This window comes from Pseudomonas sp. TH32 (assembly GCF_016650855.1).
GTDB lineage: Bacteria > Pseudomonadota > Gammaproteobacteria > Pseudomonadales > Pseudomonadaceae > Aquipseudomonas.
On record NZ_JAEKFA010000002.1, the window covers coordinates 4,288,387 to 4,302,923 of the forward strand.

The 14,537-nt window shown below is 61.3% G+C and carries 9 protein-coding genes and 1 pseudogene; 2 read left to right on the forward strand and 8 right to left on the reverse strand.

What is annotated here, in order from left to right; all coding sequences use genetic code 11:
* Window positions 1-3: 3 nt before the first annotated feature.
* The 4 genes from cyoB to hmpA all read right to left on the reverse strand — a co-directional run bounded on the left by cyoB (window position 4) and on the right by hmpA (window position 5,714).
* A complete protein-coding gene (gene cyoB, locus JFV30_RS23320) occupies window positions 4-2,022 on the reverse strand; it encodes a cytochrome o ubiquinol oxidase subunit I (RefSeq protein WP_010170338.1) in 2,019 nt (672 codons plus the stop codon).
* A gap of 3 nt (window positions 2,023-2,025) precedes the next feature.
* Window positions 2,026-2,967: a ubiquinol oxidase subunit II gene (gene cyoA / locus JFV30_RS23325; RefSeq protein WP_010170339.1), complete on the reverse strand. Its 942-nt coding sequence runs from the start codon at window positions 2,965-2,967 to the stop codon at window positions 2,026-2,028.
* A 799-nt stretch (window positions 2,968-3,766) separates the two neighbouring features.
* A complete protein-coding gene (locus JFV30_RS23330; protein ID WP_010170340.1) occupies window positions 3,767-4,273 on the reverse strand; it encodes a disulfide bond formation protein B in 507 nt (168 codons plus the stop codon).
* Window positions 4,274-4,532: 259 nt separating this feature from the next.
* Window positions 4,533-5,714, reverse strand: a complete 1,182-nt coding sequence (gene hmpA / locus JFV30_RS23335) for an NO-inducible flavohemoprotein (protein ID WP_201125299.1) — start codon at window positions 5,712-5,714, stop codon at window positions 4,533-4,535.
* Window positions 5,715-5,861: 147 nt separating this feature from the next.
* Here hmpA and norR point away from each other — a divergent pair, with 147 nt between their 5' ends.
* Window positions 5,862-7,406, forward strand: a complete 1,545-nt coding sequence (norR, locus tag JFV30_RS23340; RefSeq protein ID WP_201125300.1) for a nitric oxide reductase transcriptional regulator NorR — start codon at window positions 5,862-5,864, stop codon at window positions 7,404-7,406.
* 125 nt (window positions 7,407-7,531) lie between these two features.
* Here the strand turns inward: norR and JFV30_RS23345 are convergent, their stop codons facing one another.
* Window positions 7,532-8,443: a DMT family transporter gene (locus JFV30_RS23345; protein ID WP_010170346.1), complete on the reverse strand. Its 912-nt coding sequence runs from the start codon at window positions 8,441-8,443 to the stop codon at window positions 7,532-7,534.
* Window positions 8,444-8,581: 138 nt separating this feature from the next.
* Between JFV30_RS23345 and JFV30_RS23350 the strand changes: the two genes are divergently transcribed.
* Entirely contained in the window at window positions 8,582-9,457 is an 876-nt protein-coding gene (locus tag JFV30_RS23350; protein WP_010170348.1) for a helix-turn-helix domain-containing protein, read from the forward strand.
* Window positions 9,458-9,502: 45 nt separating this feature from the next.
* Here the strand turns inward: JFV30_RS23350 and dacB are convergent, their stop codons facing one another.
* The 3 genes and pseudogenes from dacB to JFV30_RS23365 all read right to left on the reverse strand — a co-directional run bounded on the left by dacB (window position 9,503) and on the right by JFV30_RS23365 (window position 14,533).
* A complete protein-coding gene (dacB, locus tag JFV30_RS23355; RefSeq protein WP_201125301.1) occupies window positions 9,503-10,960 on the reverse strand; it encodes a D-alanyl-D-alanine carboxypeptidase/D-alanyl-D-alanine endopeptidase in 1,458 nt (485 codons plus the stop codon).
* A 101-nt stretch (window positions 10,961-11,061) separates the two neighbouring features.
* Window positions 11,062-13,487 (reverse strand): annotated as a pseudogene (locus JFV30_RS23360) (TonB-dependent siderophore receptor).
* 110 nt (window positions 13,488-13,597) lie between these two features.
* Window positions 13,598-14,533: a glutathione S-transferase family protein gene (locus JFV30_RS23365; protein ID WP_201125302.1), complete on the reverse strand. Its 936-nt coding sequence runs from the start codon at window positions 14,531-14,533 to the stop codon at window positions 13,598-13,600.
* Window positions 14,534-14,537: the final 4 nt, after the last annotated feature.

The following is a 14,537-nucleotide window of genomic DNA, read 5'->3' on the forward strand; positions in this document are numbered from 1 at the left end:
GGTTTAAGCCTGTTCCAACGAGGTTTCAACACGGTTGGCCGGGATCTTCTTCTCGGCAACCAGGCGAGCGTGTTGCTCGGCTTCGATGCGTTCGATCACGTCGACCGGCACCATGTAGCCTTGGTCATCACGGGCAGCGTGAACGATGAAGTAGCCGATGGTACCCACCAGGCTCACGATGGCCAGCCACCAGATGTGCCAGATCATTGCGAAACCGAATACGGTCAACAGCGCACCCATCACCACGCCAGTGGCGGTGTTGTTAGGCATGTGGATCGGTTCGTAACGCGCAGGCTTCTGGTACGCAGTACCGTCTTCCTTGGCTTCGGTGAACGGATCGATGCTGTCAGCCTTAGGCAGTACGGCAAAGTTGTAGAACGGCGGTGGCGACGAGGTCGACCATTCCAGGGTGTGTGCATTCCATGGGTCGCCGGATTCGCACAGGTTCTGCTTGCGATCACGCACGCTGACATACAGCTGGATCAGCTGGCAGGCGATACCGACAGCAATCATCAGTGCACCGACCATGGCGACGTACAGGTACGGCACCCACTCAGGGTTGGTAGTGGCGTTCAGACGACGGGTCATGCCCATGAAGCCCAATGCGTAGAGCGGCATGAACGCGACGAAGAAGCCCGAGATCCAGAACCAGAATGCAGCCTTGCCCCAGCCTTCGTGCAGCTTGAAGCCGAACGCTTTCGGGAAGTAGAAGCTGAAGCCTGCGATGTAGCCGAATACCGCGCCGCCGATGATCACGTTGTGGAAGTGAGCAATTACAAACAGGCTGTTGTGCAGTACGAAGTCAGCACCCGGGATGGCCAGCAGTACGCCGGTCATGCCGCCGATCGCGAAGGTCACCATGAAGCCCAGGGTCCACAGAACCTGGCTGGTGATACGCAGACGGCCGTGATAGATGGTGAATAGCCAGTTAAATAGCTTCACCCCCGTCGGGATGGAAATCAGCATCGTCGCCAGTCCGAAGAACGCGTTGACGCTGGCCCCCGAACCCATGGTGAAGAAGTGGTGCAGCCAAACCATGAAGCCCAGTACCGAGATCGCGCCCGAGGCGTAGATCATCGAGTGGTGACCGAACAGGCGCTTGCCCGAGAAGGTCGAGATCACTTCAGAGAAGATACCGAACGCTGGCAGGATCAGGATGTACACCTCAGGGTGACCCCATGCCCAGAACAGGTTCACGTACATCATTGGATTGCCACCAAGTTCGTTGGTGAAAATGTGGAAATCCAGGTAACGGTCAAGCGACAGCAACGCCATGGTTGCAGCCAGAATCGGGAACGATGCAACGATCAGTACGTTGGCCCAGGTGCAGGTCCAGGTGAAGATCGGCATGTCCATCAGCTTCATGCCCGGGGCGCGCATTTTCAGGACGGTGGCCAGGAAGTTGACCCCCGTCAGTGTCGTCCCGAGTCCTGATAACTGTAGCGCCCAGATGTAGTAATCCACACCCACGCCCGGACTGTAAGCCAGGCCCGACAACGGCGGATACGCAACCCAACCGGTCTTGGCGAATTCGCCGACGCCCAGGGACAGGTTGATCAGCACCACGCCGGACACCAGCAGCCAGAAGCTCAAGGAGTTCAGGAACGGGAACGCAACGTCACGCGCACCGATCTGCAGCGGCAAGGCAAGGTTCATCAGGCCGGTGAAGAAAGGCATCGCCATGAAGATGATCATGATCACACCGTGGGCGGTGAAGATCTGGTCATAGTGTTCAGGAGGCAGGTAGCCAGGCGAACCCTCGGTGGCCATGGCCAACTGGGTACGCATCATGATGGCGTCGGCAAAACCACGCAGCAGCATGACCATGGCAACGATGACGTACATGACGCCGATTTTCTTGTGGTCGACCGAAGTCAGCCACTCGGTCCACAGGTAGGTCCACTTCTTGAAGTACGTGATACCTGCAAACAGTGCCAGACCACCCAGCGCGATCATGGCGATGGTCACCATCACGATCGGCTCGTGGAACGGGACCGCATCCCAACTTAATTTACCAAACATCGTTTACTCCTCTGCCCCAGCAGTTGAATGCGAGCCCGTGTCAGAACCTTCAACCGCGGCCACTTCTTTCTTCTCGTGCTCGATCGGCTTGCCTGGTTTCATACCTTCGTACTTGTCGACGATTTTCTGAAACAGGTCCGGCTCGTACGTGGAGTACAGGGCGACTGGGTTGTTCTGGCTTGGTTTGGCAAGGGCGTCGTATTCAGCTTGATCAAGCTGTTTAGGTGCGGCCTTGACTTCGGCTACCCAGGCGTTGAAATCTTCCTGGCTCGTCGAGATCGCTTTGAATTTCATGCCGGTGAAGCCAGCACCGCTGTAGTTGGCGGAGATGCCTTCCATTTCAGCTTTTTCGTTCGCGATCAGGTGCAGACGGGTCTGCATGCCTGCCATCGCGTAGATCTGGCCACCCAGTGCAGGGATGAAGAACGAGTTCATCACGGCGTCGGAGGTGATCCGGAAGTTAAGCGGGGTGTTCTCCGGGAACCGGATCTGGTTCACAGTGGCGATACCCAGGTCCGGGTAGATGAACAGCCACTTCCAGTCCAGCGCGACCACTTCGATGTTGATCGGCTTGACGTCGGAGTCCAGCGGACGGTACGGGTCCAGCTCGTGGGTCGACTTATAGGTGATGTAACCCAGGGCGATGATGATGAGGATCGGAACCAGCCACACCGCGATTTCAATCTTGGTGGAGTGCGACCACTTCGGCGCGTAGGTGGCGCTGGTGTTCGACGCGCGGTATTTCCAGGCGAAGGCGAACGTCATGATGATCACGGGCACTACAACCAACAGCATCAGCAGAGTGGCGGTGATAATCAGGTTTCGTTGATCCAGACCGACCTGACCTTTGGGGTCGAGCAAGGTCCACTTGCAGCCTCCCAGCATTAACAGCATGCCGAGCAGCGGCAAAAAGCCTAGTAATCGGGGGTACCTGTTTTTACTCATCTCACGACCTCTAAAGCAGCTTGCGCAATGCAGTTGGGTTTTGATCGCCAACACTTCACCCTGCCAAGGGTTGGCATTTCTCTTCGATTGAATAAGGGCCTGCCCGTCGCACCTTGCGCGAATCGACACGTCCCGGGCTAGCGGTGAGTTCTTATTCGAATTCGTTGGTCAAAGGCCTTGTTACAGACCAATTCCATTTGGTGCGGATAGTTGAAAGGCTGCCGGCACCTGGGGTCGCATGAAACGTTACATCCGCTTCTCGACCGCCCTAGTTTGCTCAGGGGTGAGCAGCACCGGACATTCAGTGCGGGCGATTGTAGTTAGCTAGCGATGTATAAACCATGTCTTATCCAGAAATAATTTTTATCGTTTCCAGCAATAATCCTTCACCATTATTGCAAAGGTCCGCGATCGTATCGCGTTTGATTCTCGACAAAAACCACAAAAAATGCCGTGTTATTGGGCAGTTTGCCACATCCCCTACAGGCTGTAAGGGCATCGAAAACGGATCCAAGTGCCCTGAAAACAAGGCATTCAGACTTCCGCCAATGTCGCTGACCTCACGCCATTCGCGGCGTCGGCCAGACGACGAACTGACAGCCATAAAACGCCGCCTCATGCAAATTTATGCCGCGTTTACGGGCGTCAGAAACGTCCTGCGACAGCGTCCGTGTGACAACATGTCGCATGCTGCGCGCACCCAAACTTGCCCCGCGTCACGGTCCCTTCACAAAATGCCTACAAACAAAAACGCCCCGGCCTACTTTATAGGAAGGCCGGGGCGTTGACGGGCTACCGCTTAGGCTTTGCCCTGGCGATTACGGTAGATGCCCAGCGGCACCAGGATCACCGTGAGCACAAAGGCCACCAGCGCCCACTGGGCCAGGGACAGGCCGAGGACAGGCGGGTACGGCGTCTCACAGAAACCGTCGACCTGGAACCCCAAGGGGAACACCGAGGCCAGCGGCAAGCCATCGACAATCGGTTGCAGCACATCGATGCCACAGCTGACCTTCGGAAAGAACTGGATGTACACGTGATAGCCGGCAGCGGCGACGCCACCGAGGGCGCTGAGGGTCACCAGCGCTTCAAACACCGTGACACTGCGGGTGGTGCGCATGGCGGCACCGATGAAGGCGAAGAGCGCGATCAGCAGCAAGGCATAACGTTGCAGGATGCACAGCGGGCATGGCGCCTCGCCCAACACCACCTGCATGTACAGCGCCCCGCCGATCAGCGCCAGGCAGATGATGCCCAGCAGTACCAGAAAGCGTCGCTCCCTGCCCAAACGCAATTCGTCGATCATCCCCGTTTCCCTTTAGCCAATTGTGGTTGTGCCAATGGCCGCAAGTTTACACGCGGACGGTGAAAGTTGAGCAGTTGGCGTGAGGAGGTTTAAACAGGGAGGGTTAACAGCGGATTAATCGGGGAAATGTTGTGAATGTACTGACGCCATCGCGGGCAAGCCCGGCTCCCACATTTGACTGAGTTGCCCAAGCAAACACTGTCCCATGTGGGAGCCGGGCTTGCCCGCGATGGGGCCGACCCGGTGTATCGATTAAATCCTATTCCAGCGCCGACGCCGGCCCAAAGAACTCATACCGGCTCTGCTGCTCCGGCACACCCAGGGCCTTCAGGTGACGCTTGATCGCCGCCATGAAGCCTTTTGGCCCCAGGAAGTACGCATCCACGTCGCGCTCCTGCGGCAACCACGCCGCCAGTTGCTCCTGGCTGAGCATGCCGACCTTGTCCGCCGCCGGGCTCACGCCATCATCTTCGGCGTAGCAATAGAAGCGCTTGAGTTGCGGATGCTGCTCAGCCAGGCCGTCCACCCAGTCGCGGAACGCATGCACGCCGCCGTTACGCGCGCAGTGGATAAAGTGAATCGGACGCTCGGTGGCCAGGGCCGCTTCAAGCATCGGCAGGGTTGGCGTGATACCCACGCCGCCGCTGATCAGCACCAAGGGCTTGTCGCTGGCCGCCAGGGTGAACTCACCCGATGGAGGGAACAGGTCGATGGTCGCGCCCACCGGGAATTGGTCATGCAGGTAGTTGGACACCCGGCCACCGGCTTCGCGCTTGACGCTGATGCGGTACTGGCCCGAGTCGCCTCGCGCCGACAGGGAATAGTTGCGGCGCACTTCCTCGCCATCCAATACCAGCCTCATGCCGATGTACTGACCAGGCTCGGCGGCCAGGATCGGGCCGTTATCCACAGGCGCAAAGTAAAACGAGATGATTTCCGCGCTCTCCTCCACCCGCTTGACCAGGGTGAACGCGCGCGCACCGCGCCAGCCGCCCGGCGCCTCTTCCTTCTCTTTATAGATAGCCGCTTCGGCACCGATCAGGATGTCGGCCAACTGGCCATAGGCGGCGCCCCAGGCGCTCATCACTTCCGGGGTGGCGATTTCGCTGCCCAGCACTTCGGAAATCGCCCGCAACAGGCAGGTACCCACAATCGGATAATGCTCAGGCAGGATTTGCAGGGCCACGTGCTTGTTGATGATCTTCGCCACCAGGTCGCCCAACTGGTCCAGTTGGTCGATGTGCCGGGCGTACATCAGCACGCCATTGGCCAGGGCCCGGGGCTGGTCGCCGCTGGCCTGGTGGGCCTGGTTGAACAGTGGGCGAACTTGCGGGTACTCGGACAGCATCATGCGGTAGAAATGGGTGATCAGGGCTTCGCCGCCGCTTTCCAGCAGGGGCACGGTGGATTTGACGATGGCACGGTCTTGGGCACTAAGCATGGCAGACTCCTGAGTCTTCTTACTGAATACCCTTTACTACTCAGTATTCATGCCAACTAACAAAACCTTATAAATCAGCAACTTGAAAATAATATAGTCAATATGACTTCCTACACCTTATAGTCACTATGACTACAAGGAGTCATTATGACTGCGCAACCGCTGCTCACCACCCTGCTGCCCCTGGTCGCCGACCTCTCCCGCGAGCTGCCCGAAGGCGAGCGTTACCGGCGCCTGCTCCAGGCCATGCGCGCCCTGCTGCCCTGTGACGCCGCCGCCCTGCTGCGCCTCGACGGCGAATGGCTGGTCCCGCTGGCGGTGGACGGCTTGAGCACCGACACCCTGGGCCGGCGCTTCAAAGTCAGCGAGCACCCGCGCTTTGGCGTGCTGCTCAGCAGCCCCGGCCCGACCCGTTTTGACAGCGACAGCGAACTGCCCGACCCCTACGACGGTCTGGTGGACGGCCTGCACGGCCATCTTGAAGTCCACGACTGCATGGGCTGCCCGCTGTTTGTCGATGACCAGCCTTGGGGCCTGCTGACCCTCGACGCCCTCGACACCGAGCGTTTCGAGCGGGTGGAACTGGACGCCCTGCAAGCCTTCGCCAGCCTCGCGGCGGCGACGGTGAATGTCGCCGAGCGCATCGAACGCCTGGCCCTGCGGGCCGAAGACGAACACCAGCGGGCCGAAATCTACCGCCAGGCCAGCGGCCAGCAGCACAAGGAAATGGTCGGCCAGAGCAAGACCCACAAACGCCTGGTGGAAGAAATCAACCTGGTGGGCGGCAGCGACCTGACGGTCCTGATCACCGGCGAGACCGGCGTGGGCAAGGAGTTAGTGGCCCAGGCGATCCACGCCGCCTCCTCGCGGGCCGAGAAACCGCTGATCAGCCTCAACTGCGCCGCGCTGCCGGAAACCCTGGTGGAAAGCGAGTTGTTCGGCCATGTGCGCGGGGCATTTACCGGCGCGCTGAATGAACGCCGGGGCAAGTTCGAACTGGCGAATGGCGGCACGCTGTTCCTGGATGAAGTGGGCGAACTGTCCCTCACCGTGCAGGCCAAGCTGTTGCGGGTGCTGCAAAGCGGCCAGTTGCAGCGCCTGGGGTCCGACAAGGAGCATCAGGTGGATGTACGCCTGATCGCCGCAACCAACCGTGATTTGGCCGAAGAAGTGCGAAACGGTCGCTATCGTGCGGACTTCTACCACCGTTTGAGCGTCTATCCGCTGCAAGTGCCCGCGCTGCGGGAGCGTGGCCGCGATGTGCTGTTGCTGGCGGGTTTTTTCCTTGAGCAGAACCGCTCACGCATGGGCCTGGGCAGCCTGCGCCTGACCAGCGATGCCCAGGCGGCACTGTTGGCTTACGCCTGGCCGGGGAATGTGCGCGAGCTGGAACATTTGATCGGCCGCAGTGCATTGAAAGCGTTGGGCAACTGCCGGGAACGGCCGAAGATTCTCAGCCTGGACGCGACAGACCTGGACTTGCCGAACGTCACTGCGCCGCAGGCCGAAGAGCAGCCAGTCGACGTGTCGGACGTCAGCGGTGACCTGCGCCTGGCCACCGAGAACTACCAGCGCCAGGTCATCACTGCCTGCCTGGAACGCCACCAGCACAACTGGGCCAGCGCCGCCCGCGAGCTGGGCCTGGACCGGGCCAACCTGGGGCGGATGGCCAAGCGGTTGGGCCTGAAATAACGAACGAAAGAGATCAACTGTGGGAGCTGTCGAGCTTTAGCGAGGCTGCGATGGCATCACCGCAGTGCACCTGCAAGACCGCAGCGCCTGCATCGCAGCCTCGCTCGGGCTCGACAGCTTCCACACTAGACCTGCTTCGCCTTGTAGATCGGATTGATTGGCGCGCCAGCCTTGGGCTTGCGAAACACCAATACATTGCCCGCCATCACCAGCACCAGGCCGGCCAACGCCGGTGCGGTCCACTGATAGCCCTCGGCAAAGGCCGAGACGTTCAACGCCACCACCGGGAACAGCACGGTGCAATACGCCGCCCGCTCCGGGCCCATCCGCCCGACCAGCGTCAGGTAGGCGGTAAACCCAATCACCGAACCCGGTATCACCAGGTACAGCAACGAACCGATGTAGCGACTGTTCCATTCCATATCGAATGGAATGCCCTGTACCGCGCAGTACATCGCCAGCATCGAGGCGCCATAGGCCATGCCCCAGGCATTGGTGGTCAGCGGCTTGAGGCCGGCCTTCTGTTGCAGGCTCGACAGCAGGTTGCCCGCCGAGAAACACATCGTGCCGAGCAACGCCAAACCCAGGCCGAGCAGGGTTTGCGGGCTGGCGGTGTGGCCCACTAGTTCCGGCCAGAACAACAGCCCCAGGCCGAGCAAGCCAAGGCCACCGCCCATCAACACATTGCGTGCGACTTTCTGGCCGAAAAACACCCGGGCGTTCAGCGCGTTCCACAAGGTGGCCGTGGAGAACACCACCGCCACCAGGCCGCTGGGGATCCATTGGCTGGCGGTGAGGAAGCACATGAAGTTGACGCAAAACAGGCACAAACCCTGAGCCAGGCAGATCAAGTGCCCGCGCCGGTTCATCACCTGCAGCTTGCGGCTGAGCAGCAACATCACGAACAGCACCAGCGCCGCCAGGCCAAAGCGATAGACGATGGACACCGGAATCGCCACCACGCCCAGCTGCCATTTGAGGGCAATCCAGGTGGTGCCCCAGATCAGCACGGTGAGTAAATACAGGAATAGGTTCATGACGGGCTCCTTGGGGTTGAGCCACAGTTTCGCCCCGGACGGCATCCAGCCTCTTGCAGATTCTTGCGCTTTTGTCGGCTGCCGGGATCACAGCCGCCGTCGCTGGGAGTAGGATGCAAGCCGTCAGAGAGTACGAATATGCCGCCACTGGAAACCCTGCAAGTCTTTCAATCCCTCAACCGCTCGCCCAACGCTCGCCTTGAGCTGTGCGCCGAGCTCGGTGACGGCTTGTCTGCAGCCTTGTGGAGCAACCATCACGACGCCCAGGATTACGAAGCCCCTGACCACCACACCCTGTCCTGCTACATCGGCGGCGGCACCGGCACCTTTCGCCGCGACCAGCCCGGCACCAAGGGCGGCCCGGACAAGCTGTGCATCCTGCCGGCCGATCATCAGTCGGCCTGGGTGATCAACGGCGAAATCCGCCTGGCCCACGTGTATTTCAGCCCGGAGCAATTCGCCCTGGGCTGCGTGACACTGCTGGACCGTGAGCCGCGCGAGTTGCTGTTGCGTGAGAGCACGTTCCTCGACGATGCCCAGCAGGCCCGGCGTTTTCACCAACTGATCAGCCTGAACTGGAAAGAACCCGGCGAACGCTTGCTCACCAGCAGCCTGGCCCATGAAATGCTCAGCCACACCCTGCTCAGCCAGGTGGGAATGCGTGAGGGCCTGCGCTTGAAAGGCGGGCTCGCCGCCCACCAGCGCCGGCAATTGGTGGAGTACATCGACCAGCAACTGGCCGAGCCGGTCAGCCTGGGGCAGTTGGCGGGGTTGTGTGCGTTGTCGGAGTACCACTTTGCGCGGATGTTCCGCGAGAGCTTTGGCCTGCCGCCCCACCAGTACCTGCTGGCGCGGCGACTGGCCCGCGCCCGGGAGCTGTTGCGGGGCGGGTCGTTGCCCCTGGGCGAGATCGCCCTGGCGTGCGGGTTTTCCAGCGCCAGCCACTTCACCAACCGGTTCCGCCAGGCGATGGGCGCGACGCCCGGGGAGTACCGGCAGGCGTTTCTGCCTTGAAATGCAATCTGCCTAATGGCTCCCACAGTTGATCTTCAGCGTTCATTAGTCCGTGCTGTTGGCCAATACCGTGGCCAGGCGGTTCTCCAATGCCTTGATGCGCGCGCCTTCGACCACGTAATTGTTGGTCACCACCGCAAACACCAACTTACGCCCATTGGCATCGGTGACATAACCGGTCAACGACGATACGCCAGTCATGGAGCCGGTCTTGCCGTGCAGGTTGTTCTCGGCGGCAGTGCCCCGCAGGCGATAGCGCAGGCTGCCGCCCGCCATGCGCTCCGGATTGCCGGCAATCGGCAACGCGTTGTACCAGGCGTTGAACCAGGGCTGTTTGCTGGCGGCCAGCAGCAGGTCCGTCAGGTTTTGCGACGACACCAGGTTGCGTCGCGACAGCCCTGAACCGTCCACCTGGCTCAAGGCTGAAGCATCAATCCCCTGACGCTTGAGGAACCCTGCCACCGCCGCCACACCCGCCTGGGCCGTCCCGGCATTGGCCGTCTTGCGGCCCATGGTCTTGAGCAATGCTTCAGACATGTTGTTGTTGGACAGCTTGAGCAGCGGCGTGATCAATGCCTGCAACGGCGCCGACTCGTGCATCGCCAGCACCGTCGCCGTGGTCGGCGTGACACCGCCGATAACACGACGCCCCAGCACGCTAATCCCTTGCTCCGCCAACGCCTGCCCGAACAGGTTCGCCACCAGTTGCGTCGGCTCCCACACACTGACCAGTTGCGGGCTCTGTTTGCCCGGTGCCAGCGCGCCACTGAGGCGCAACAGGTTGGTGCCATGCTGGCGGTTGATCCCGTAGCTATTGCCCGCCCCGCTGACGGCACGGTTGCTGATCTGCACGTAATCGGTGGCCGGGAAGAGTTCCACCGTCACCGGGCGCCCCGCCGCCACCGGCGCCCTGGCCGTGACCAATAGGGAGCCCGCATCAAAATCCGCATTGGGCGACACCGTCAGCGCCGAAATCTGCGCGCCGTAATAGGTGCTTTCGTCGTCCTGGGACCAGTCGACGCCCAGGCGCTCGGCGTCGAAAAAGCTGTCATCGAACACCAGGTTGCCCTGCACCTGCCTGATGCCCTGCTGCGCCAGGCTGGCGGCCAACGCCTGGTAATCCGCCCACTGGACCGTCGGGTCGCCCTGGCCGCGCAGGTACAGATTGCCGTCAAGCACCGCACCCTGGCGCAGGCCATCGCCCAACAGTTGGGTGGAAAACCGATACTGCGGCCCCAGCACATCCATGGCCGCCGAGGTGGTCAGCAGCTTGAGGCTGGAGGCCGGGGTCAGCCGCGTGCGCGGGTTGTGTTGGTAGAGCGTGCTGCCACTGCGGGCGTCGCGCACCATCAGCGATACGCTGGCACCGTGCAGTGCCGGGTCGGCCAGCAACTGGTCGAGGCTGGCGCTGGTGGAGTTTTTCGGCGCCGTGGCGCAACCGCCCAGCAACAAGCTCAAACCCAGCAGCAGCCCGCTGGCGTGTGTCCATCGTCCCAACTGCATCGGTCTTGTGTTCCCGCAAAGTCATTAAAGGCGGCAACGCTAGCAGCTCGACAACTTTATGGCGAGGTAACCCGCTACATCGCCATAAGGTGTCACCGAATTTAGAAGGTCAGGGTGCTGGACACCGACACCTGCCGCGCATCGCCAATGGACACGAACTGGGTGTTCACGGCAGAGGTGTAATAGGTGCGGTCAAACAGGTTCTTCACGTTGAGCTGGAACTTGACCTTCTGCCCATCGACCTTGGTGTCATACGTGGCAAATGCATCGGCCACGGTATAACCCGGCAGGTCGAAACTGTTGGCCGCATCGCCCGAGCGTTCGCCCACATAACGTGCACCGGCGCCCACCCGCAGTTGGTCCCCCCGAGGATGCTGCCGAAGTCATACACCGCCGACAGCGAGCCGGTGTTTTTCGCGACGTTTTGCAGGCGGTTGCCCTTCAGCTCCGGGTCTTCGGTAACGACCGCGTCGGTGTAGGCATAGCTGCCGATCACGCTCCACTTGTCCGTCAGCTGACCGCTGGCATCCAGTTCCAGGCCACGGGAGCGCACCTTGCCGGCGACGCTGTAGACCGAGGTCAGGCCATCGCCCACCTGGACCAGCACGTTACGTTTTTCGATGTTGAACAACGCTGCGCTCGCGGTGATGCGACCCGGCATGTCGAGCTTGGTCCCCAGCTCCCAGGACTTCGACTGTTCCGGCTCGAGGCTGCCGTCCAGGATCGTTTTGTTGTCGAGCGGCGCGATGGTGGAGTTGGGTTTGAACGACTCGGTGTAGCTGCCGTAGAACGACAGCTCGTCGGTGTAGCGGTACACCAGGCCAACGCGGGGTACCCATTTCTGGCCATTGCCGTCGGTGTTGGCGGTGAACGGGACGCCCTTGCCGGCGTATTGGTCGTACATCTGATAGCGCGCGCCGCCCACCAGGATCCACTGATCGGTGAGGTGGATCGCGTCCTGCATAAACAGCGAGTCGCTGCGCAGCAGGTCGGTCTGGTTGCTGTCCGGCGCGCTGACGGTGGTGCCCGCCACTTCATTGCCATAGACCGGATCGTTGTAGTTGAACGTGCCACGGGGCGATTGGCGGATCAGGTCGGCCCGGTAGATTTTGCGGTACTCGTCATCCAGGCCGAAGGTCAGGTCGTGCTGCATGCCGGCGACGTTCACCTTGCCTTCAAGGCTGGCGGTGGCGAAGCGGTCCGTGGTCAGCGCGCCCTGGGTGCCGTCCATGCTGCGGGTCAGGGTGCCGTTGGTGTTGACCTTGACCACACGCACCTGACTGGCGTCGTAGGTCTCGCGGTTCCAGCTGTAGCCGAAGTGGGCTTTCCAGTCGTCGTTCAGGTCGTGGTCGGCTTCGAAGCGGTACAGGTCGGAGCGGCCTTCCATGTTGTTGAAGGGCTCATCGAGACGGCGAGTCGACGGGATATTCAGCGGGTGGTTGGTCTTGGGGTCGATGGCGGTGCCCCGGTCGAACGGCGAGAGAAACTCCCGATGCTCATAGGCAAATAACAGCTTGGTGCTGTCGCCATACCAGGCCAGCGACGGAGCAATCAGGCTTTCGCGGTGAGTGCCGTAGTTGCGCCAGTAGTCTTCGTCTTCATGGTCGACAATCAAGCGGTACGCCAACCCGCTGTCACCGATGGGGCCAGTGGTGTCGAGGTTGCCGCCGCTGCCGTTCTTGCCGTCACCAAAGGTCGAACCGCGCACGGTCAGGGAGGTGGATTGGACCAATTCCGGTTTCTTGCTGACGATATTCACCACGCCGCCCGGGTCCTGGATGCCGTACAGCAACGACGACGGGCCCTTGAGCACTTCGACGCGCTCGGCGGTGGAGTTCAGCGCCCGGCCCTGCACCAGGGGCATGCCGTCCTGCATGATCGAGCCGTTACGGTTATCGCCAAAACCGCGCAACATCACCGCATCCTGGGTGCTGCCCAAGGTGTTGGCCTGGGTGATGCCGCTGATGTTGGTCAGGGCGTCGTCGAGGTTGCGCGGCTGTTGATCGCGCATCACCTGGGCCGGCACCACGTTGACGGTTTGTGGGGTTTCCAGCAGCAGGCCGTGGGAACGCATCACCGAACTGGTAGGCGGCGGCTGATAGCTGGTGGTATCCGAGGCCAGTGCGGCGCCGTTGATAGTCGTAGCGCCGAGGTTCAGCGCGCCGTCGGTCGGCAGCGGCTCCAGGGCCAGGGTGCGGGCGTCGATCTGGCGGAAGGTGAAGCCGGAATTGCCCAGCAGGCGCTGCATGGCCTGGGTCGCGCTCATCTGCCCAGTGATGGCCGGGGCCTTGATCGCGTAGGGCGCTTCGTCGGTGTAGACCACGCTGATGCCGGTCACCCGAGTGAAATCACTCAAGGCCTGGGGCAGCGGCTTGGCGGCCAGGGCAAAGTTGAACAGCGTGCTCTGTTGCTGCGCCTCAGCCGCCTGCGCCACGCCCAGGGGCAGCAGCGCCAGCCCCGAAACCGCCAATACCGAGGCTCCCAACCACTGTTTAACCGAACCCGCCGACGTTGCCCTGGACTTCATGCTTGAGAACCCGTGTGTAAAAAGCGCTGTTAATGCGAATTAATCGCAGTTTCAAGCACTACACGGATGGCCGACAGGTTTACCTCACACCGATTTGAAAATAATTTCAGTCATACCGGTTGGATCCGAAATCCGAAGCGTGGAAAGTGCACATGCACGGTGCCGCCACGTTCGTCGGTGCGCCGCACAATCAGCTGTTCACGGCCGGTGAACAGCAACTCGCCGGCCACTGGATCGACGCCGTAATCGGTAGCACTGAGGGTCACCTGCTGGCCGGGCTTGAAGCCGTTCGGGTCTTCGAAGATTTCTTCCGGCAAGTTGGCTGGCGTGGCATTACGCGCGACGTCCAGGGCTTGTTCGGCGGTCATCTGGCTAGACGTGCCATGGCCGAAACCCAGCACCCGGGCCAACCAGGCGGCCACGGCGGGATAGGTTTCCACCAGCGGCGACGTCACCGGCGACCCCATGAGGAACCACAACGGATGCGCCAGGGCAAAGTCGGCAATCGACGGCTCGCCGAACAGGAAGTCGCCCTGCTGATGCTGCAACTGTTGATTGATACGGCCGATGATCACCGGCCATTGGTGTTTGGCCTGGTCCAGTTGCACACGGGTGGCCGTGCCACCGCTGAACAACTTGCTGCGGTCGGCCACCAGCACCTGGATCATTTCCGGCGGTACCTTGGCGAACTTCACCGCCAGGGACTCCGGCTGGAACACCAGGCTCACCGCATGGGAGAACACCGTCGAATCGGCCCAGGCGGCGAAACCCTGGCTGACCAGTTCGAGGCCTTGGGGAAACAGCGCCGGCGCGGTCTTTTCCTGTTCCAGGCGGCGGGCGATCAGCGCGGTGTCACAGTAGATATCGGCGCCGACCTGCAGCACCGGGGTCTTGCGATAGCCGCCAGTGAGGGCGGTCAAGTCAGGCTTGGGCATCACCGGTGAGATATGCACCGAGCGCCAGGACAGGCCTTTGAAGCCCAGCAACAGGCGGGCTTTTTCAGCAAACGGGGATTGCGGGTAGTGGTGGAGGATCAACTCAGACATGCCA

What these genes read in the sequence shown, in the direction of transcription:
- cyoB (WP_010170338.1), bottom strand. Translation starts at nt 2,022, where the DNA reads ATGTTTGGTAAATTAAGTTGGGATGCGGTCCCGTTCCACGAGCCGATC.
- cyoA (WP_010170339.1), bottom strand. Translation starts at nt 2,967, where the DNA reads ATGAGTAAAAACAGGTACCCCCGATTACTAGGCTTTTTGCCGCTGCTC.
- JFV30_RS23330 (WP_010170340.1), bottom strand. Translation starts at nt 4,273, where the DNA reads ATGATCGACGAATTGCGTTTGGGCAGGGAGCGACGCTTTCTGGTACTG.
- hmpA (WP_201125299.1), bottom strand. Translation starts at nt 5,714, where the DNA reads ATGCTTAGTGCCCAAGACCGTGCCATCGTCAAATCCACCGTGCCCCTG.
- norR (WP_201125300.1), top strand. Translation starts at nt 5,862, where the DNA reads ATGACTGCGCAACCGCTGCTCACCACCCTGCTGCCCCTGGTCGCCGAC.
- JFV30_RS23345 (WP_010170346.1), bottom strand. Translation starts at nt 8,443, where the DNA reads ATGAACCTATTCCTGTATTTACTCACCGTGCTGATCTGGGGCACCACC.
- JFV30_RS23350 (WP_010170348.1), top strand. Translation starts at nt 8,582, where the DNA reads ATGCCGCCACTGGAAACCCTGCAAGTCTTTCAATCCCTCAACCGCTCG.
- dacB (WP_201125301.1), bottom strand. Translation starts at nt 10,960, where the DNA reads ATGCAGTTGGGACGATGGACACACGCCAGCGGGCTGCTGCTGGGTTTG.
- JFV30_RS23365 (WP_201125302.1), bottom strand. Translation starts at nt 14,533, where the DNA reads ATGTCTGAGTTGATCCTCCACCACTACCCGCAATCCCCGTTTGCTGAA.